Below are 20,064 nucleotides of genomic sequence, written 5' to 3' on the forward strand. Positions count from 1 at the left end.
TTAAACAACTATAATGGATAAAAATACATTCACAGGATTATTCCTGATTATGATCGTTCTTGCAGGTTCCTTCTATTTTTTCAAGCCAAGTGAGGCTGAATTAAAACAGGAACGTGAACGAATTGCACTGGATTCAGCTAAAAAAGCAGGAACAGTTACTACTCCTGCAGCTGCTGCTGCACAAACTGCAGTTCCGTCGCTGGATTCTGCAACTCTAAAAGGACCTTTTGGCGCCAACATCTCAGGTACAGAAGCTACAAGTGTACTTGAGAACAACGAACTCAGATTAACCTTCAGCAACAAAGGGGGTAAAATCAAATCCGTTGAGCTTAAAAATGAAAAAAGTTACCAGGGTAAACCTGTTGTTTTATTTGATGGCGACAAGAACGAATTTGGTTTAACACTCGTTATTGGAGGCAAACAAGTTAACACTAACGATTTGTACTTTACCCCGGTACTGACAGAGCGTTCAATGGCCATGCGTGCTAACTACAGTCCTGATAAATTTATTGAATTTGTTTACGATCTGCAGCCTGAATCACATAACGTTGGTTTCAACATTAACCTGAATGGTATGAATCAGGTTATTCAGAGGGATAGCATTGCACTAAACTGGTCTACAGTATTATTACAACAAGAAAAATCACTGAAAAATGAGCAGCAGTACTCTGCGCCTTATTATAAGTATGTAGATAAAAATCCAGATCACCTGAGCATTGCTAAAGATGAGACAGAAGACCTTTCTAAATCCAAGATCGAGTGGATCGCTTTTAAGCAACACTTTTTCTCGGCTGTATTAATCCCTGCTGACCCATTCGCTAAGGCTAAATTAGGTGTTACTGTATTAACTACACCCGAACAAGTTAAAGGTTATCATGCAAATTTAAGTTTGCCATTTAATCAGCTGGCTGCACAGAACTACAAAATGAAGTTCTACTTTGGAACTAATCAGTTCAAAGTATTAAAAGCGCAGGGTCAGGAAATTGAGAAATTGGTTGAGATGGGTTACTGGCCGTTAAAATACATCAACAGATTTGTTGTATTACCTGTGTTTAACTTTCTTGAAGGATTCGGCTGGAACTACGGGCTAATCATTTTAGTATTAACTATAGCCCTGAAACTTGTTTTGTCTCCACTAACTTACAAGTCTTATATCTCTATGGCGAAGATGAGAATCCTCAAGCCGGAGATGGACGAGATCAAAGCAAAAGTTGGAGAAGACAATGCTACACTTTTACAACAAGAATATCTGAAACTTTATAAACAGGTTGGCGTTAACCCGCTTGGCGGATGTTTACCAATGCTGCTTCAGTTACCGATTGTAATGGCATTCTTCTTCTTCTTCCCGAACTTATTCGAATTACGAGGACAAAGCTTCCTTTGGATGCATGATTTATCAACTTATGATGATTTCATTAAGTTTGGTTTCACTATTCCGTTCATTGGTGACCACTTAAGTTTAATGTGTGTGCTGATGACCATATCGACATTGATTTATACTTACTTCAATAACCAGGTTTCGGGTGCTACAGGTCAGATGAAATACATTGGTTATATCATGCCAATAGTATTCCTGGGTGTATTAAACAGTTACCCTTCAGGTCTGAACTATTATTATTTCCTTGCGAACATGCTTACTTTCGGTCAGCAATTTCTGATTAAGATGCTCGTTAACGATGAAAAAATTCATAATATCCTGAAAGAGAACAAGAAAAAACCAGAGGAACAAAAGAAAAAATCTAAATTCCAGACTCGTCTGGATGATTATATGCGTCAGCAGCAACAAGCTAAAACGCAGCAGAATAAAAATAAATAATCCTGGTTTTGGTTTTATGAAAAAGGTATCCTGTAAAGGATACCTTTTTTTTTTGCCCTTTTTCATGCTTTAGATGTAAAATTTGCCATACATGTATGGTAAACCGGGAATAAATTGCAATTTTTAAATTTTAAAACATTCCATCCAAACACAAACATTGATTATGCAAAACAAATTTACTTTTATTCTCCTTCTCTGTGCGAGCGTTGTATTTGCGCAGAAGAAACCCCTAGACCATACGGTTTATGACTCCTGGGAGAGTATAGGTGTTAAAAAACTATCTCCTAATGGACAATGGGCTTCTTATTCCGTTCTGAAACAAGAAGGCGACGCAAATTTATACTTTCAGAATCTGACAGCTTCCGGAAAAATTAACGTTAACAGAGGCGAAAAGATGCAGTTCAGTGCAGATTCAAAATTTGCAGCATTCCTGATTAAGCCTTTCTTTAAAGATGTCAGGCTAGAGAAAATCAAGAAGAAAAAACCAGCCGAAATGTCTAAAGATTCTCTCGGCGTAATTAACCTGACAACCGCAGTTATATATAAAGTCGGACGTGTTAAATCGTTTGTACTTCCTGAAAATGAGGGTAGTTTCCTGGCCTACCAGAAAGAACCTGCATTAGATACGAGCAAGAAAGTCACTCCAGCTGTAGCTAAAGATTCAGATGCTGAAGACGCTTTTTTCGCAGATGATGATGCGGTAAAAAAAGATGGTAAAGACGGTTCCGACCTCGTGTTAAGAAACCTGCTTACCGGCATAGAGCGTACATTCCCGAATGTGACCAATTATGCGCTGAGCAAAAATGGAAAACAGTTGGTATTTGCTGTAGCTGTGTCTAAAAAAGATAAGAATAACAAGCCCGGTGTTTATTTATTTAACACCTTAAAAGGTACAACTAAAACTCTTGTTGGCGTAAAAGGTAATTTTAAAGGGTTTGTATTTGATGAAGACGGCGAACAGGTCGTTTTCCTTGGTGAAACCTCTCCTGAGAAAAAGGAAATTAAAGATTACAGCATTTATTTCAACTCATTATCACTGGATACAGCACAGTCTCTGGTCGATCAGGAAATGGAAGGTATGCCAGCAAACTGGGTTGTAAGCGGTGATGGAACTTTAACATTCAGCAAAGAAGGCAATAAACTCTATTTTGGAATTGCTCCTGTTAAAAAAGAAAAAGATACTACCCTGGTAGATTTTGAAAATGCTAAGCTTGACATTTGGGGTTATAAAGATGATTATCTGCAACCAATGCAATTAAAAAATGCAGATAAAGAATCCAAACGATCCTACTTGACTGTTATTGATATTTACAGCAGTGACCCGAAAATTGTTCCTTTAACGGATCTTAAGCTGCCTGAGGCGAGTATATTGAATGAGGGAGACGCAAATTATGTTTTGGCATCTACAGACTTCGGCAACCGAGTACAGATGCAATGGACTGCAGGAACTATTCGTGATTACTATTTGGTAGACACACGTAATGGTAATCGCAAGAAAATCATCACTGGGTTGAGAGGCAGCGTATTTGCATCTCCGGGAGGCAATTACATTGCCTATTTTGATAAGGCTACAGGAAACTGGTCATCCTATTCAGTTGCTACCGGCAAAACTATTTCCTTAACCGAATCTGCCACCGTGAAATTTGCGAACGAGGATAATGACGTACCGGACGAGCCAGGCCAATATGGTCTTGCAGGTTGGACAGCAGATGATAAGCAGGTATTAATTTATGACAAATATGATATCTGGTCATTCTCACCAGATGGCAAGTCAGCAGCAAAAAACCTGACCAATGGATTTGGGAGACAAAATAAACTGACTTTCCGTTATTTACAAACTGATCCTCAAGAACGTTTTATTGGTAAAAAGCCCGAAATTCTATTGAGCGCTTTTAACGAAGTGACTAAAGAAAATGGTTTCTATAAAACTTCAGTTTCCAATAGTAAGAATCCTGAATTACTGGTTATAGCGAAATATAAATACTCTGCAGTAATTAAAGCTAAATCTGCAGAACGTTACCTCTATGACAAGGGAAATTATACGAACTCACCTGATGTTTATGCATCCGCAGATCTGAAAACGGAAACTAAATTGAGCCAAACTAATCCGCAGCAGCAGCAGTATAACTGGGGAACTGCAGAACTTGTAAAATGGACAACCCCTAAAGGTCATCAAGCCGAAGGTATTTTATACAAACCAGAGAATTTTGATCCGGCAAAAAAATACCCGATGATCGCTTATTTCTATGAGAAATTAAGCGATGGTCTATACGCTTATAATGCACCGGCTCCTACACCTTCCAGATTAAATATTCCTTATTTTGTAAGTAATGGATACCTTGTTTTTGCACCGGATATCAGTTATGAAACAGGTTATCCAGGTAGATCAGCGGAAGAATACGTCAATTCAGGTGTAGAATCGCTAAAAAAGAATGCTTGGGTCGACGGGACCAAAATCGGTATCCAGGGACAAAGCTGGGGTGGTTATCAGGTTGCCCATCTGATTACGAAAACAGATATGTATGCAGCAGCATGGGCTGGTGCTCCGGTAGTAAATATGACTTCTGCGTATGGCGGCATGCGTTGGGAATCTGGGATGAACAGGCAGTTCCAATACGAAAAAACACAAAGTAGAATTGGTGCAACTCTATGGGAAAAACCAGAATTGTATATTGAAAACTCACCTTTATTTGCATTTCCTAAAGTAAATACACCAGTTGTAGTTATGGCCAATGATGCAGATGGAGCTGTGCCATGGTATCAGGGTATTGAAATGTTTACTGGTCTGAGGAGATTAGGTAAACCAGTATGGATGCTAAACTATAATAATGAGGCACATAATTTGGTGCTTCGTCAGAATAGAAAAGACATTCAGATTCGTGAGCAGCAGTTTTTCGATCATTATCTCAAAGGAGCTAAAGCACCAGTTTGGATGACGAGCGGAATTCCAGCAACTGAAAAAGGTAAAACATGGGGTTTTGAACTAACGGACGAAAAACCTTAGTCTGGGTCACCATATTAAATTAAAAAAGGATCTGCATTTTCAGGAATGCAGATCCTTTTTTGTTACATTCATAGCTTCAAACATATATATGGCTTTAAATTACCTGTGGATTGCATTTTTTGTAATTGCATTTGTTGTTGCACTAATCCGCCTGATATTCTTCGGCGATACCGAAATTTTCAAACTGATAATAGATGGAACATTTGAGTCGGCCAAAGTCGGTGTGATGGACATTGCCCTACCTCTGGTAGGTATTATGACTTTATGGCTTGGGATTATGAATATTGGTGAAAAAGCCGGTGCCATTAACTTTCTGTCGCGTATTATAGGCCCGTTTTTTAGCCGTATATTCCCAGAAGTACCTAAAAACCACCCTGCAACAGGTCATATGGTGATGAACTTTTCAGCAAACCTCCTGGGCCTGGATAATGCAGCCACACCTTTCGGACTTAAAGCGATGCAAAGTTTGCAGGAGATTAATCCGGATAAAGACACAGCGAGTAATGCGCAGATTATGTTTTTGGTACTGCACACCTCTGGATTAACCCTTATTCCACTGAGTATTATGGCCCAACGGGCTATCCTGGGCGCAGCAGATCCCTCAGATATATTTATTCCCTGTATGATAGCAACCTACGTTGCAACAGTAGTGGGAATGATCGCTGTAGCAATCAAACAGAAAATAAACCTATTTAACAGAGTAGTTATTTCCTGGCTTGGTGGAATTACACTATTTCTGGTCGGATTAATATTTTATTTCAGCAATTACCTGAGCAAATCGGAGATTGAAGTTGTATCGAAAGTAGCGTCAAATTTCATACTTTTTTTCATCATTATTGCGTTCATTCTCGGTGCTTTACGCAAAAAGGTTAATGTTTACGAAGCATTTATTGAGGGTGCAAAAGGTGGATTTACTACCTGTATCACTATTATCCCTTATTTGATCGGCATGCTTGTAGCAATTGGAGTACTAAGAAATTCTGGGGTATTAGGTTATATTGTTGACGGTTTTACCTGGTGTTTTATGCATACAGGACTAAATACAGATTTTACTCCCGCCCTGCCAACCGCCTTAATTAAACCGCTGAGTGGAAGTGGTGCTAAAGCTATGATGGTTGACACCATGAAAACCTTTGGTCCTGATTCGTTCGTCGGTCGTTTATCCTGCATTTTCAATGGTTCAGCAGACACTACATTTTATATCGTCGCACTGTATTTCGGCTCTGTTGGAATTAAAAAGACGAGATATGCTATCCCCATGGGATTAATCGCAGATCTGGCGGGAATTATCGCCGCCGTCTTCGTTGCGTACCTATTTTTCCATTAATAACTGTTTGAAAACGATTTGGCACCTAAGTTTGTTAATAGATAGAACAAACTTTAAACTATTTACATATGCCAGAAGACCTGATTACAGCCGTCACCGAATTAGACCAAGCACATTACCTGACAAAAATTTATGCCGGGGGACACCTCGTTTATGCCGATGAACCCGAAGATAAAGGTGGAACTAACGAGGCTATGCCGCCAGGATCGCTGTTATTGGCTAGTTTGGGAAGCTGCACAGCAATAACCATGCGTATGTATGCCGATCGCAAGGAATATCCGTTGACGAGCATCAGAATCCAGCTTAGCATCTGCGCAGAAGAGAAAATGGATGCTAGTACACGTATTATCCGGAAAATAGAAATGGAAGGTGAACTAACACAAGAACAAAGAGCACGACTAATGCAAATTGCCGATAAATGTCCAATTCATAAGATCTTAACTAGCCCTATCACTATAGAAAGCCATGAATTGAAGCTCTAGCAAATGATTTTTGGTAAAACATAAAAATGCCCCCAATAAGTGTCTAACTTTTTGGGGCATTTCAGTTTTTTAGAAGCTAAAGGCTTTTATGTTTTACCAAAATTCTGTTAATTTTCAAAAAGATAACCACTGTAAGCCAAACCTTTGGCTACACTCGTAAAATTATCACCTGAATTCACTGGAATATCTGGAAATCTAGTTTTAAAGAGTTCTTGTACCCCACCCACCAGAGAACTTCCTCCAGTTAAGAATAAACTATCAATCTCTTTCGGCGCGATCTTATTTTTCTCCATAAACTCCTGGAGATAAATATCAATTTTACGGATATCCTTTTCAATAATCTGATCATATGCAGCTCTGGATACCATTTCCTGAATATCAATATCCATTTGGTGGTAAGCAAATTCAGCACTGCCGGCAGCCGATAAAGCTATTTTAGTTTTTTCAATGGACCTGAATACTGAGTAACCGAGGTTGTTTTCAATTAAGGTCAGCAAATTTTTAAACTTCGGGTCATTTTTCGAGTAATAATAATAATCCTGTATCTCATTTCGAATCTTCTGACCATTAAAAAAATTCATTTTGTCCCAGGTACAAATGTTGGCAAAGAGCGATTTAGGAACATTCAGTACTTTGCCTGGAGTAGCCTCATACATTGTATTTTTCCCAAAATAAGGGGTCCCCTTATCCCACATAAAAGCAGAATCAAAACTATCACCGCCAATGTAAATGCCACCGGAAGCTATCATATCTTCCCTACGGTCAGTATTTCCAGAATGTTCGGGGTCCAGTACCAGATAAGTGAAATCTGTCGTGCCACCACCTAAATCAGCAACCAACACCTTCTGCTGACTGCTTATCGTTTTTTCATAAGAAAATGCTGCCCCTATTGGCTCAAACTGAAAGCGCACTTCTGTAAATCCAGAAAGCTGTGCCGCTTTATTCAGCCGGTTCTGTGCCAGCGTATCTTTGGCACTGTTGTCGTCATCAAAGAAAACTGGTCTGCCAATTACGGCTTTCTGACAATCTTCGCCAGTTATTTTATCTGCTTTGGTCTTCAAATCTTTCAAGATCAAGGCTACAAGATCAGAAGCATTATAACGCTGGTGAAAAATACGAGTCTCTATAAAACTACTTCTCGATAAAATCTGTTTTATTGATTTGATGAACCGGCCTCTCATTCCGTCTGCGAGGTAGGCTGTTATAGCTTCTTCGCCAACTACATATTGCATCGGCTGGGAGGAAGTTTGTTCGTATTGAAAGTATAGTAAAGATGGAACCGTGATGGTTGTTAGAATTTCTTGTTTTTCTTCATCAAAAATGGATAACGCGGAGTTCGTTGTGCCGAAATCGATTCCGTAGAGGTATTTATTCATGAAAAGAGGGATATATTTTGCGGTAGGAAAAGAACTTTTTCCTACCGCAAATATAATAATTCTTTAAGGTTTCAGAACTACCTTTACACAGTCTTCTTGTTTTTCATCAAAAATCTGATAACCATGTGCGACCTCGCTTAAAGGAAGGGTGTGTGTAATAATGTCATCAAGCACTACTTTTTCCTCTTTTACAAGTTCAATGAGTTTATCAATATAGTTCAAAACAGGTGCCTGCCCCTGCTTAATAGTAATTCCTTTATCAAAAATCCGGTGAAGCGGAAAATTATCATATGGACTTCCATAAACACCCATAATAGATACAGTGCCACTTCTGCGTACAGCTTTAAAACACATATCCAGCACTTTAATACTTCCCTTCTCAAAATTCACCGTTGCTTTAACTTTATCCAGGAAATTACGTTCAGGTTCAAAACCTACAGCATCAACACAAACATCTGCGCCCCTGCCCCCGGTCATTTCCCGGATAGCTTCGATCACGTCGACCTTGTGCGGATTTAAAATATCCACCTTATTAACAGCTTTTGCTTTCTCCAGGCGGTAATCCAGCGGGTCAATTGCGATCACCCTTCCTGCACCATTTAACCATGCAGCCTTTTGAGCCATAAGACCGACCGGGCCGGAACCAAAAATAGCAACTACTTCTCCCCCTTTTAACTGAGCCCAGTCTATAGCAGACCAGCCAGTTGGGAATATATCTGTCAAAAATAAAGCTTGTTCATCAGTAATGTTATCTGGAATAATCCGGGGGCTTATATCTGCGTACGGAACCCTGACATATTCTGCCTGCCCCCCGGAATAACCACCATAAAGATCAGTATATCCAAAAAGAGCGGCACCTTTCTGGTCCATTAGATCTCCATTAGGGCCGTAATGTTTATAATTTGAATTTTCACAACTCGGAGATGCACCGTGATTACAGAAAAAACAATGCCCGCACGATATTGGAAAAGGGACTACAACACGGTCTCCCCGCTTCAAGTTCCTTACTGCCGGACCGACTTCTTCTACGATGCCCATAAATTCATGTCCCATGATCATCTCCTCTTTTTGAGGGACTGCACCGCTTAAGATATGCAGATCCGATCCGCAAATAGCTGTGGAAGTAACTCTGAGGATAACATCCCCTGCTGCTTCAATACGCGGATCAGCTACCTGATCATAAGTGATCTGTCCGGGTTTGTGAAATACTGCTGCTTTCATAAAATTTAGATTAATTTTCTAATAGATGTTTTGTCTCCGATATCTGCGGAACACGGGATCGAGCTAAATGTTTCCGGGGAATGAAAATCTTATGATTCTTTTTTTAATTCAAACCTACACTGTATCTGCCTGTTATATCCAGATACTAAATAAAAAAATATGCTGACACTTATTCATAATCTGCCAGACCACGTTCTGGGAATCCGCGCTTCTGGAGAAGTAGATCAGGAAGACGTTAAAAGCGTTTTGTTACCTGGTCTTGCCGTTAAGGCTGAACAATTTGGTGAAATATATTATTTGCTTGTTTTAGAAACAGGTGTTGAAAACTTCAGTGCGGGAGCCTGGATTCAAGATCTTACAGCCGGGTTGAAGCACTTCACCAGATGGAAGAAAATGGCCATTGTTACTGATCAACCGGCCGTGGAGAAGTTTACTGACCTATTCAGCTTCATCACCCCAGGCGAAGCTAAAGGCTTTAAAATGGAAGATTTAAAAAAAGCCAGAAAATGGGTAATTAAACGTTAAACATTTTGTGTAGTTGTTAGTTATGTGTGTCTACATCTCCTATAAAAACAAAATTATGGCAACTACAACAAAAAAAAGCAGCACTTCAAGTGCAAAAGAAACGCAAAGCAGTACCGTTAAAAATGCAGCAAAATCTGCCAGTATATCCCTTCAGAAAAAACCGAAAGGAAACACCGGTAAAATGCAGGACTCAGAATTTCATCAGTTTTTCGTAGATGAGTTGAAAGACATTTACTGGGCCGAAAAACATTTGGTAAAGGCGCTTCCAAAAATGAAGAAAGCAGCGACTAGTAAAGAACTGGCTGCTGCTTTCGAAAAACACACGGAAGAAACCAACACGCACATTCAGACGCTGGAGAAGGTCTTCGAATTACTAGACGAAAAAGCTCAGGCAAAGAAATGTGATGCAATGGCCGGTTTGCTGGAAGAAGCAGACAGTATTATTGCTGATACCGATCAAGGCACATTGGTACGAGATGCAGGACTGATCCTCGCGGCTCAAAAGGTTGAACATTATGAAATCGCGACATACGGCACACTTAGAACCTTTGCAGAAAACATGGGCCATACAGATGTTGTCGAGCTTCTTCAGGGAACCCTGGACGATGAAAAAGCCACCGATGAGGCATTGACTGGTATTGCAGAAAGCTTCGTTAATGAACAAGCGGCGCAGGAATAATTAAAAAGGGCATCTCGCCCCCAGTTTAGGGGGATGAGATGCCTTCTAATTACTCTTATAAAGTCCAAAAAAGCTCTGTGGTCCTGAAATAAGTCAATCATAAACCAAATTCCGGTAATCCATACGTACCCTGCTCCTTTTCGTTTCTCCATTGTAGTATTTACTACATAATCCGTTTCAAAAAGATTCTCATCAATCGAAACTAGTACACAGATCATCTGGGAACCTATAGTTATATTTTTTGCTAAGCTGAAATTATTTATTTAAAAATAAGTCTTGCAAACATTTCTTATTGTAAGATAATATTTATTATTTTCATCCGACAGTGCCCAGAAAATATCCGGTAGAATAGGGCTTATAAATTCTTTAACCGGGTATTATCAAAATGGATCACAATTAACCTGAACACCATTCCATTTGTGGAATATATATTGCTAGTTTTAAACCATGGAATTAAATGATTTTGCGTTACCCATATTTGCCTTTCTAGATGGAAGCGAGCACCAGCAGCCTAGTATTACTGCTGGAAGAAGTATTATTTTACACGTACCTTCTCATACTATCATCGAGGTAGTAGATATGGATGATGTTCTTGAGATGAATCTTACCCCGGAGGTTATTACTTTTGATTTCGTTTATCATAACAGTTCGGGTATGAAAGAAAATCACAAGATGATTGTGCATTATACCACTCTTACGGAAATTAAATTAAAAGATATCTTTCTTGAAGGCGCAAAATGGTATAGTGATTACCTGACCTGGGAAGATGACAATATATTTAACGAAGAAGATTAATAATATATCATGAACAGATTGCCACTCTTTTTTACCTTGATCCTGACAGCCGGAATGGCTTCAGGGCAAGTTGTGGTCAATCCTGATGGAACGCATTCCACTGTTGTAGGCTCTGTAATTGTAAACCCGAATGGGACGCATTCTACCATCCATGGGTCGGTCGTTGTGAACCCTAATGGAACACATTCCACAATTGTGAACAATACGATTGTCACGCCAATTTCGGGTACAAATGCAAGCACCACACCAGGTACAGAAACTAACTTTTTTAATCCAATGTTCGGTTCAAGAACCTCTACCGGACCATTTCAATTGACCACTGACGGTTTCGTAAATCGGGAAGATAAAAAGATGAACTATATCATCTTAAAATTTCCAGGTAAATCAAAAGATGAACTGTATACTAAAGCTCTGGCCTATCTCCGACATTATTGCAATGAGCCAGGCGGAATTATAACCTCTGCTGCAGAAGAAAGTATAACTATTCATACAACTGATAGCCAGATTCCGGTTGCAGGTTATATAAGTAAGTTCACTCTTAATTATACCCTGACCATGCATTTTGAAGATAACCGTCTCCTGGTCGAAACACCTGAAATTAACAGTATCATGCGATTACGTTCCAAAAACCGAACGACGACTGTAGGCATTTCGGGAGACAAATATGATCAGACTATATTTTCGTCAAAGGGACGCATGAGATTGCCAGATACCGGTTATGCGCTAGACAACGTCGTTAACACCTTCGTCAATGATCTTAGAAAAAATATAAAACGTAATAAATATTAATTCGTCAGCAGGCAACCGATTCTTGACGATACGATCCGAAAGAGATCAATGCCAAAAGATCAGAAAGTTTAAGCATAAAAAAAGGCAACGTCTGGAGCAACGTCGCCTTAAATTAAGAAATAAATCTTGTACACCCAATAGGATTCGAACCTATGACCTACGGTTTAGAAAACCGTTGCTCTATCCAGCTGAGCTATGGATGCGTTTCCCTTTACGGTGGGCCAAAGATAGAATTATTGTGCAATACAAACAAATGTTTTTTCAAATTTATGCAGATTTCAGATGAAGAATTTTTTGTTCAGGATGTGCCTCAGCATACTTTAAAACAAGATTTAGCACATAATCATTTGAAGGATAAGGGACTAAGTTGGACCGCAGGGTACTCATATCTTGGACATCTGTATCAAAAGAAAAATAGCCCATCCCGGTAAATTTACCTTCTTCCACACAAATAAAGCTTTTTTCGTCGGTATCCCTACCCTTGTCTACAAGGATAAATGATGGTGAAACGCTTTTCAAATGGTCGATCGCCTGGTTTACCCGCAGGTTATACTGTTCAGCAGACTCTTCTCCAGAGCATGCACCATTACAAGTACCACTTTGCAGTCCTGTACACGAGTTTCTATTTCGCTGAATAAAACACAGTTTCTCGCAAAGCTGATAGGTACTAACCATCCCTTTAAGCATAGTTTGTCCTGAAAGCAGACTATCAAAATTGTATAGCGCCCTTCCCTGCTTGTCGAGCTTATCAATTCCCAGCCGGATATACCCTTTCTGATCTTCATAAGAATACAGGCCGAAACGCTGTTCAAAACGTTTCAATGCCCTGTTATTTTCCGGCCAGTGTTGTTTGATCTCAGCAGCCTCAAGAATCAGTGCCATTAATTCGGTACCACAAACCGTGTAGTCTATGCTGTGAATATTTCTGAGGAATTCCTGCCGCTGTCGGTTGACGTTATTTCCCGTAAAATGCGATATCACCCTTTTACGCAGGCTCACTGCTTTTCCGATATAAATTATCTTTCCTTTATTATCGCGGAAATAATATACGCCGGGACTGTAAGGAAGCTCTTCGATTGCCTTCTCAGACAGGTTGGGCGGCAAAATCTGTTTTTTGCTTTTTTTCTGTAGGGACAATAAAATATATTGTTCCGGATCATTACGAAGCAGGTGTCCTAATAAAATAGCAGTCGCCCCGGCATCTCCGCCGGCCCTGTGCCGCCCGATTAGAGGAATGTGCAGTGCATCGCACAAACGGCCCAAGCTATAAGAAGTGTGTCCGGGAAGTAATCTACGGCTCAGCTGTAGCGTACACAATTTGCGGGACTGCAAATCAAAACCACTTTGCAGGAGCTGATGACGTACAAACGAATAATCAAAACTTACATTATGCGCGACGAATATTTTATCTTTTAATAAATCATAAACCTTACCTGCCACGTCTGTAAAGACCGGCGCCTCCCGGACCATTTCATCCGTGATGCCGGTTAATCCCTGAATATAGAGTGGAACTTCCATCTGCGGGTTTATAAGCGTCTCGAAACGCTCTACGACCTCCTCTCCGTTATGGATAATAATAGCAATCTCAGTAATACAATTTCCGGCAGCGAAGCCTCCAGTAGTTTCGATATCAACAACAGCGTATAACATTTTTAATCAGGTAGATAATACATACAAATATGCTAATTATTTTAGTATAAAAATTATTTATGATAAGAATTTCTGGCACTATAATAGCTTTCATGTATTTAGATTAACAAAAATAACGATGCTCAAAAAAATATTAGCTGTTGATGACGATTCTGATATATTGAATATCATCAAATTCATCCTTGAAGACGAAGGGTATCAGGTTACGACCCTGGATAACGGTATGGAAGTACAAAGGTTAATAGCAAATGATAGGCCTGACTTGATTTTATTGGATGTTATGCTTGGCGGTATGGATGGCAGGGAAGTTTGCAAATCAATAAAAAACGATTCCAACTTCAGCCAGATTCCCGTCATTATGATCTCCGCGAGCCATAATCTACAAAGCGTGGTTAAATCTCCCGGAGCACCAGATTCTTTTCTCGCAAAACCATTTGATATGTATAATTTGATTGACCTGGTTAAGTTGCAGATTTCAGCAGCCTGACCTAACCTGCCTTTTTCATTGTGTAATACCTTGGATAAAACGCCTTGATTTGGGCAATTTACCCCCTGTTTCCAATATATAATTAATCCCGATTATTATCCCCATCTTGATACGCCCGGATTGAATACACTGTAGGCCAACCAGATGCCTAGATGTAACTAAGACAGGGTGACGAATAATATACAAATCGTGCTTAGAAGACTAAAAAAACATTCATGGCACGCGGCTTGTAAATTCTGTGTAAATTATATTCCGTAATGGTCACGCCTACCTCAAATATTTGAAGCTCCCGTGAGTGTCATGAAATTATTTCTAAATGAAAAATAAACAAGCTTCCTTTATATTTATACTGATTCTGATTGTCCTTTATATTATCACACTCCTGCGGACTTCTTACGATCAATACGCCGAACAGAAAAACTTGTATGCTACCAGTCTTGAACTACAGGCAAATAATGAGCAGATCGCGAAGCTCGATACGATTAGCATGGGCTTGCAAGACGCAGAAAACAATTTCAGGATGTATACTTCTATCTGGGACAGAAAATACTTTAATCTATATAATCAGGAAATAAAAAAAATCTCAGACCTCCTGGAGAGTTTTTCCAGGAGAGATGTCAAAAATATATCAGATGACATCTCCCAGGATCTGGCTAAGAAAAAAGAACAAGTATTACTTTATACGCAAATAAAGAAACTAACAGACTCCCTGATGTCTGCCAACCTTCTAGTAGACACCGTTCAGAAGCTCCAGGTCATTAAATCCTTCCGTCCAGCGACTAATGAGGTGGTCAAAAAAACGGTAGTCGTAGAAGAGGTTAAAACCGAAACCAAAAAACCTAAATTCTTCCAGCGTCTTAAAGGCGCACTGTTGAATAAAGAATTAAAAGACACCTCAAAAAACAGCAGGATCGAAACTACTTATGAAAAAGTGCCGAGTCAGCAGAACCTTTATACCAAAAAGCAACTGGACCAGGTAGAGAATTTCTACAGACAATTACTAGAAAAACAGCGCGGTTCACATGCACAGCTCAGTAAAAAAGAGCAATCAATTTTGAGGCTGAACGAACAGATTCTGCAAAATATCAAACTCATGTTTAAGGAGTTTAAACACAGAGAACTGCAACTAGACGAGGTACGGAAGAATCTGCTCAGAGATAAGACACTACACGCCTTAAAAGTAATTGACAGATCCGGTAAAATCAGCTTTTTTATAGGTGTCATTTCCTTCATTATTATTATACTTTTACTTATTAAGTTATACAAAACTTATTCAAAAATACTCGTTGCCAATAAGAAGGCCTCGGAACAGGTAATCTTCAAATCACGATTTTTCACCAGCATCAGTCATGAAATGCGTACACCGCTGAATGCGATTATGGGTGTTACAGAACAATTAAAAACCACCACTCTGAACCCGGAACAGAAGTCTATGTCGACTTTACTGGAGACATCATCCTCCATGCTCCTATCTGCAGTAAATGAGATCCTGGATTTCTCCAGACTGGAAAGCGGAAAGCTTACACTTTCAAAAGTGCCTTTCCGGTACAAAAAAGTATTACATGATATTATTGCCACTACCGAAGTTCTATCGGCACAGAAGAACCTGAAACTGGTATACGATCAGAATGATGTACCTGACCTGACAGTAACTGGAGACCCATACAGATTGAAACAGATCTTGCTGAACCTGGTTGCCAATGCCATTAAATTCACAGATCAGGGTACTATTAAGATTGATCTGAAAGTAAAAAAACTACCTGAAAAAATGGTTTCATTGCAGATTAGTATTGCAGATACCGGCATTGGTATTTCAGAACAAGATCTGCCTTATATATTTGATGAATTCAGACAGGTTGTTCATTATCACAGGATAGACTGGCAGAAAGGCTCAGGTTTGGGTCTCCCTATTTGTAAGAAACTAATTGAATTACATCATGGGAAAATAAACGTTCGGAGTAATGTCGGAAAAGGATCTGTCTTTGAAATCGAATTACCTTATAAAATACCAGAAGGATCGGATGCTGAATACACAACAGAAAGACCGGGCCTGCAGACAGAAACCTTCAAAGGCAAAAAGTTACTGGTTGTAGATGATGCAGAAATGAACCTGGTGGTTACAGGTATGATCTTAAAGAAACAAGGTATTGATTTTGATACTGCAAATACCGGCTCTGAAGCTTTAACCTTATTTGAAAAGAACCATTATGACATGGTATTAACAGACATACAGATGCCTGACATGGATGGCCTTGAATTGACCAGAAAAATCCGAAACTCAAAAGATCTGCAGAGAAGTAATACACCGGTGCTGGCTATCACCGGACAGATCTCACAGGACGCACATCAGGATTACCTCACCGCAGGTATGAATGATTATCTGATCAAACCCTATACTGCTGCAGATCTAACCGAAAAGATAATGGACTACCTGCACTAACTGCAAGGTGCTACCGAACTAACAGTAAAAATCCAATAAATAAAAAAACACCGGACACATAGTATCCGGTGTTTTTTTTATGACATTAATGTCAGAGTATCTTATTTAGTGCTGTTTTTCTTTTCAGTAACTTCAGTACGAATGTCCTGAGCTAATGTTTTCAAATCTTGCATAGCTTTACGTACTCTTGTTCCGGCAGCACCGTTACCTGAGTTATAAAACTTGTCAGCATCTGCCTCAACTCCGGCGATTAATTCTTTTAATTTTGCGAATTTTTCCATGATATTTTGTTAATTAAATTTGATTTCTGAGCTTAAAGGTAATAAATATTGGTTTTCTTCCAAATCTATAACGAAGTATAATTAGCATAAATTATACGCCTGTATTTATTTAAAACCAATTTTTCATGGTATTGTTAGACTGACAAGAAACAAAATCACATCAGACATGGAAAACGAAAAAGACAACAAAAACCCTCAAACGGCTGTAAATAAGGACTATAACCCTAATAAACCAGAAGAAATTACAAGGCCTCAATACAACAGTACAAGTGAAAAACGGGACAGTGGTAATTTGCCTTCTATTGAGAATTTAGATCATCAAAATAACGATCAACACCCCCCGGCCCCGACTGAAAACGCAGACAGAGGGCCTGAAAAGGGTATAAACGATGAATCTTTATTCGGTAAAAACACAGATACAGACCTTGGTGCCGGGAAAAGAGATAAGGATGAGGATGAAGACGAGAAGATAATCCGGACGTAATTTCTTCACCGTTCTTAAGCCCACCGTATGGCTCAGGATTCCCGGCTGATTTTAAAAAGACACTGGCGATGGTTGACTTGATTTTACGTTGATCTTCGTTCTGTTTAAAAATGGGAACATCGCAATCAGCAGAATTGCCGCAATAATAACTATGCTGATGAAATAATAATAATCCATCATATAGCGCAATTGCGCCTGTGCGTCTACACTCTTATTTAATAAGCCCCTGCTGATCTTCGCAGCTTGATCTACCGGTATACCCTTTGCACTTACTATGCGGCTGTAAAGATTTAACCGTTCGGTCAGTTGTGTATTCAAACCACTGAGCTGCTCCTGAAAACGGTTATAGTGGTTAGCCTTATGCTGTAACTGGAAATAATTAATAAGCGCTATACTTCCAGCAAAACTAGTAAAGCGAAAAAATACTCCCGTCGCAGAAGCTGATCCGCTGAGATAAACCGGCACTGATGAGATTGAGTACACGATAATAGGCATCATCAGCAAACCTGCTCCTATCCCCTGCAGGATCAAAGGAATAATAAAAGTATTTGCATCTGCCTGCGTACTAAACAAAAACCACATCCAGACATGGAAAACGAGTAAACATATAAATCCATAAATCCAGACCAGCCTGGTTGGCCGTTTTAGAATCAGCAACCGTGATGAGATTATAACACCAAAAACGATTCCCAGTACGTTATATAACATGATATTTCCCAGATGTGTGGGGTCCATACCCAGAATTGTCGTGAAATATGTTGAAACAACTGAAAATGCCCCCCTAATAATATACAAGAAAGCGATCATGAACATACCTACTACAAAATTCCGGTATTTAAACACCTGGAGATTCAGGTATGGCCTTTTAAGTTTGAGCTGACGCAGTATCAGAATAGCCATTAACAGTACGATCGCAATTACACTCCTGACAATTCTAATATCGTCGAACCAATAATATTGCTGCCCGTAGGCTAGTGTATATCCGATAAGTAATAATAAAACTGAATAGATAATAAAGCTGTAGACTTCTAGCTGATATAAGGGCATTTTTCGGTTTAGCCGCACATTATTCATAATCATCAGTAATAGAATACCTCCCGGCATGTAGGCAAAAATGATAAACTTATAAAGTACATTATAATCGAAGTTATCCAAAATAGGAGCAGTAATAAATGTCGAAACAGGCGTAACACAAAGTAACATACCATAAAACACCGAGTAACCAATTTCCCGGGCCCTTTCGTTATTCAGGCTGCCAAAAATGAGTGTAATACAGATACTGGTAGCCATACAATTAGCCATCCCCTCAATAAACCTGAAAATGAAAAGAATATAGGCGTGGTGCGTATGATAACAGATATATGCTGTAATCACCTGTACAATTATGCTTAGCAGAAAGTATTCCCTGGTAGCAGTGAAAATGAAAAATCGCCTCTCCAATGCAAAAAAACCACATACTGCTGCGTAAAACACCAACATAGAATACTGGACATCAGCTGGCTCAATGCCATAATAGCCAGAAGCAGCAGTAATATTTACCGAAGAAAGGCCAAATAAAATCAGACCAGGAAGAATAGCCATAAAAATAGCCAGCCTGATTAGCCAGACCGGTACCCAGGATTTAAAAACCGGTAATACAGCGCTCATTTCAATCTTTCTTTATTTTAACATTTGCATTCATCCCGGCTTTCAGATTTTCAAGTTTAGCTTTGTCATCAGTTAATAAGATCTTTACCGGTATCCGTTGAACAATTTTTACGAAATTACCTGTAGAATTATCTGGAGGGAGTAAAGAGAACCGCGCTCCCGTTGCAGGGGACAGGGAAACAATTTTGCCTTTAAATACCTGACCAGGATAAGCATCCGTCATGATTTCGGCCAGACCATTAATCCGCATAGTAGAAACCTGAGTTTCTTTAAAATTTGCAATCACCCATTTACCAGCTTCCTGGTCTACGATATAAGCCAGGGTCTGGCCTGCCTGGATCAATTGTCCTTCCTGGATTGTACGTCTCCCCATTTTACCATTATAAGGGGCGGTGATTATTGTATAACCTACATCCAGACGGTTACGGTCAAGCAATGCTTCCCTCCTTTTTATTTCTGCTTCATAAACACCTTTTTGTGATTTGATAGCTTCAACTTTTGACAAGGAAGCCTGATAGTTATCAACTGCAGCACGATACTCTGCAGTGGCGACATCTAATGCCGCTTTACTATTCTCGAGTTGCTGTTTTGTAGCAGATTCAACCTTATATAGTGCTGCATACCTATCATAATCCTGCTGTTGCTTTAATAACCTGGCTTTCGCCGAAGCAATCTGACTTTGTGTAACCACAGAAACTGCCGCATTCGACTGCACATCATTTTGTAAAACCCCAATCTGCGCCCTAGCGTTGGCCAGGGCCGCCTCAGCCTCTTTTGCCTGCAATTCATATTCACTATTATCGATAATCAGCAGCGTATCTCCTTTATTTACCGCCTCATTTTCCTCGTATTTAATTTTGCGGATATAACCCGTTACCCTGGAAGTTACCGGGTTAATATATTCCTCTATCTGGGCATCGTTTGTCTCTTCGTATCTATATAATTGAAATAAGGTGATCACGCCCCAAATCGCGAGAGCGACAGCAATTCCGGTTGCAATCCAAGCCGTTATTTTGGTAATCAGCCTGTCAGTATTGGTATAATTTTCGTTAGTTTTCATT

The 20,064-nt window shown here is 39.5% G+C and carries 17 protein-coding genes and 1 tRNA gene; 11 read left to right on the forward strand and 7 right to left on the reverse strand.

Annotated features, from left to right (window positions below):
* Nucleotides 1–13: 13 nt before the first annotated feature.
* The 4 genes from yidC to BM192_RS03925 all read left to right on the forward strand — a co-directional run bounded on the left by yidC (nucleotide 14) and on the right by BM192_RS03925 (nucleotide 6,629).
* The gene (gene yidC, locus BM192_RS03910) at nucleotides 14–1,816 is read left to right on the forward strand and encodes a membrane protein insertase YidC (protein ID WP_037438243.1); all 1,803 of its coding nucleotides are present in this window, start codon (nucleotides 14–16) and stop codon (nucleotides 1,814–1,816) included.
* A 163-nt stretch (nucleotides 1,817–1,979) separates the two neighbouring features.
* The gene (locus BM192_RS03915; protein ID WP_037438244.1) at nucleotides 1,980–4,820 is read left to right on the forward strand and encodes a S9 family peptidase; all 2,841 of its coding nucleotides are present in this window, start codon (nucleotides 1,980–1,982) and stop codon (nucleotides 4,818–4,820) included.
* 88 nt (nucleotides 4,821–4,908) lie between these two features.
* Complete coding sequence (locus BM192_RS03920; RefSeq protein WP_037438245.1) at nucleotides 4,909–6,147, forward strand: nucleoside recognition domain-containing protein; 1,239 nt, start codon at nucleotides 4,909–4,911, stop codon at nucleotides 6,145–6,147.
* Nucleotides 6,148–6,215: 68 nt separating this feature from the next.
* The gene (locus BM192_RS03925; RefSeq protein ID WP_037438246.1) at nucleotides 6,216–6,629 is read left to right on the forward strand and encodes an OsmC family protein; all 414 of its coding nucleotides are present in this window, start codon (nucleotides 6,216–6,218) and stop codon (nucleotides 6,627–6,629) included.
* A 107-nt stretch (nucleotides 6,630–6,736) separates the two neighbouring features.
* Here the strand turns inward: BM192_RS03925 and BM192_RS03930 are convergent, their stop codons facing one another.
* Together BM192_RS03930 and BM192_RS03935 are read right to left on the reverse strand one after the other, a co-directional pair.
* The gene (locus tag BM192_RS03930; protein WP_037438247.1) at nucleotides 6,737–8,005 is read right to left on the reverse strand and encodes an Hsp70 family protein; all 1,269 of its coding nucleotides are present in this window, start codon (nucleotides 8,003–8,005) and stop codon (nucleotides 6,737–6,739) included.
* Between the two features lie 63 nt (nucleotides 8,006–8,068).
* A complete protein-coding gene (locus tag BM192_RS03935; protein WP_037438248.1) occupies nucleotides 8,069–9,226 on the reverse strand; it encodes a zinc-dependent alcohol dehydrogenase in 1,158 nt (385 codons plus the stop codon).
* Nucleotides 9,227–9,385: 159 nt separating this feature from the next.
* Between BM192_RS03935 and BM192_RS03940 the strand changes: the two genes are divergently transcribed.
* From BM192_RS03940 to BM192_RS03955, 4 genes are all read left to right on the forward strand, one after another.
* Nucleotides 9,386–9,751: a SpoIIAA family protein gene (locus tag BM192_RS03940; RefSeq protein ID WP_037438249.1), complete on the forward strand. Its 366-nt coding sequence runs from the start codon at nucleotides 9,386–9,388 to the stop codon at nucleotides 9,749–9,751.
* 181 nt (nucleotides 9,752–9,932) lie between these two features.
* Nucleotides 9,933–10,430: a YciE/YciF ferroxidase family protein gene (locus tag BM192_RS03945; RefSeq protein ID WP_394358795.1), complete on the forward strand. Its 498-nt coding sequence runs from the start codon at nucleotides 9,933–9,935 to the stop codon at nucleotides 10,428–10,430.
* 447 nt (nucleotides 10,431–10,877) lie between these two features.
* A complete protein-coding gene (locus tag BM192_RS03950; protein ID WP_037438250.1) occupies nucleotides 10,878–11,225 on the forward strand; it encodes a hypothetical protein in 348 nt (115 codons plus the stop codon).
* A gap of 9 nt (nucleotides 11,226–11,234) precedes the next feature.
* Nucleotides 11,235–12,014, forward strand: coding sequence for a DUF4468 domain-containing protein (locus tag BM192_RS03955; RefSeq protein ID WP_051759581.1), 780 nt, complete (start codon nucleotides 11,235–11,237; stop codon nucleotides 12,012–12,014).
* 129 nt (nucleotides 12,015–12,143) lie between these two features.
* Here BM192_RS03955 and BM192_RS03960 read toward each other — a convergent pair.
* Nucleotides 12,144–12,217, reverse strand: a tRNA-Arg gene (locus BM192_RS03960).
* Between the two features lie 64 nt (nucleotides 12,218–12,281).
* Complete coding sequence (locus tag BM192_RS03965; RefSeq protein WP_037438251.1) at nucleotides 12,282–13,664, reverse strand: exonuclease domain-containing protein; 1,383 nt, start codon at nucleotides 13,662–13,664, stop codon at nucleotides 12,282–12,284.
* A gap of 118 nt (nucleotides 13,665–13,782) precedes the next feature.
* Between BM192_RS03965 and BM192_RS03970 the strand changes: the two genes are divergently transcribed.
* Nucleotides 13,783–14,151, forward strand: coding sequence for a response regulator transcription factor (locus BM192_RS03970; protein WP_037438252.1), 369 nt, complete (start codon nucleotides 13,783–13,785; stop codon nucleotides 14,149–14,151).
* Nucleotides 14,152–14,467: 316 nt separating this feature from the next.
* Nucleotides 14,468–16,591: an ATP-binding response regulator gene (locus BM192_RS03975; RefSeq protein ID WP_037438253.1), complete on the forward strand. Its 2,124-nt coding sequence runs from the start codon at nucleotides 14,468–14,470 to the stop codon at nucleotides 16,589–16,591.
* A 101-nt stretch (nucleotides 16,592–16,692) separates the two neighbouring features.
* Here BM192_RS03975 and BM192_RS03980 read toward each other — a convergent pair whose 3' ends face one another.
* Complete coding sequence (locus BM192_RS03980) at nucleotides 16,693–16,872, reverse strand: hypothetical protein (protein WP_037438254.1); 180 nt, start codon at nucleotides 16,870–16,872, stop codon at nucleotides 16,693–16,695.
* 166 nt (nucleotides 16,873–17,038) lie between these two features.
* Here BM192_RS03980 and BM192_RS03985 point away from each other — a divergent pair, with 166 nt between their 5' ends.
* Nucleotides 17,039–17,356 (forward strand): hypothetical protein, encoded by a 318-nt coding sequence (locus BM192_RS03985; protein ID WP_037438255.1) that lies wholly within the window; start codon nucleotides 17,039–17,041, stop codon nucleotides 17,354–17,356.
* 51 nt (nucleotides 17,357–17,407) lie between these two features.
* Here BM192_RS03985 and BM192_RS03990 read toward each other — a convergent pair whose 3' ends face one another.
* Both BM192_RS03990 and BM192_RS03995 read right to left on the reverse strand, forming a co-directional pair.
* On the reverse strand, nucleotides 17,408–19,003 hold the full coding sequence (locus BM192_RS03990) for an MFS transporter (protein WP_037438256.1): 1,596 nt from the start codon (nucleotides 19,001–19,003) through the stop codon (nucleotides 17,408–17,410).
* A gap of 1 nt (nucleotide 19,004) precedes the next feature.
* Nucleotides 19,005–20,063 (reverse strand): HlyD family secretion protein, encoded by a 1,059-nt coding sequence (locus BM192_RS03995; protein ID WP_037438257.1) that lies wholly within the window; start codon nucleotides 20,061–20,063, stop codon nucleotides 19,005–19,007.
* Nucleotide 20,064: the final 1 nt, after the last annotated feature.

It is taken from the genome of Pedobacter antarcticus, assembly GCF_900112985.1.
Lineage (GTDB): Bacteria > Bacteroidota > Bacteroidia > Sphingobacteriales > Sphingobacteriaceae > Pedobacter > Pedobacter antarcticus.

Coding starts and splice junctions, on each gene's coding strand:
- BM192_RS03950 (WP_037438250.1), top strand. CDS start 10,878: ATGGAATTAAATGATTTTGCGTTACCCATATTTGCCTTTCTAGATGGA.
- BM192_RS03990 (WP_037438256.1), bottom strand. CDS start 19,003: ATGAGCGCTGTATTACCGGTTTTTAAATCCTGGGTACCGGTCTGGCTA.
- yidC (WP_037438243.1), top strand. CDS start 14: ATGGATAAAAATACATTCACAGGATTATTCCTGATTATGATCGTTCTT.
- BM192_RS03915 (WP_037438244.1), top strand. CDS start 1,980: ATGCAAAACAAATTTACTTTTATTCTCCTTCTCTGTGCGAGCGTTGTA.
- BM192_RS03995 (WP_037438257.1), bottom strand. CDS start 20,063: ATGAAAACTAACGAAAATTATACCAATACTGACAGGCTGATTACCAAA.
- BM192_RS03940 (WP_037438249.1), top strand. CDS start 9,386: ATGCTGACACTTATTCATAATCTGCCAGACCACGTTCTGGGAATCCGC.
- BM192_RS03930 (WP_037438247.1), bottom strand. CDS start 8,005: ATGAATAAATACCTCTACGGAATCGATTTCGGCACAACGAACTCCGCG.
- BM192_RS03980 (WP_037438254.1), bottom strand. CDS start 16,872: ATGGAAAAATTCGCAAAATTAAAAGAATTAATCGCCGGAGTTGAGGCA.
- BM192_RS03985 (WP_037438255.1), top strand. CDS start 17,039: ATGGAAAACGAAAAAGACAACAAAAACCCTCAAACGGCTGTAAATAAG.
- BM192_RS03970 (WP_037438252.1), top strand. CDS start 13,783: ATGCTCAAAAAAATATTAGCTGTTGATGACGATTCTGATATATTGAAT.
- BM192_RS03955 (WP_051759581.1), top strand. CDS start 11,235: ATGAACAGATTGCCACTCTTTTTTACCTTGATCCTGACAGCCGGAATG.
- BM192_RS03975 (WP_037438253.1), top strand. CDS start 14,468: ATGAAAAATAAACAAGCTTCCTTTATATTTATACTGATTCTGATTGTC.
- BM192_RS03935 (WP_037438248.1), bottom strand. CDS start 9,226: ATGAAAGCAGCAGTATTTCACAAACCCGGACAGATCACTTATGATCAG.
- BM192_RS03925 (WP_037438246.1), top strand. CDS start 6,216: ATGCCAGAAGACCTGATTACAGCCGTCACCGAATTAGACCAAGCACAT.
- BM192_RS03965 (WP_037438251.1), bottom strand. CDS start 13,664: ATGTTATACGCTGTTGTTGATATCGAAACTACTGGAGGCTTCGCTGCC.
- BM192_RS03920 (WP_037438245.1), top strand. CDS start 4,909: ATGGCTTTAAATTACCTGTGGATTGCATTTTTTGTAATTGCATTTGTT.
- BM192_RS03945 (WP_394358795.1), top strand. CDS start 9,933: ATGCAGGACTCAGAATTTCATCAGTTTTTCGTAGATGAGTTGAAAGAC.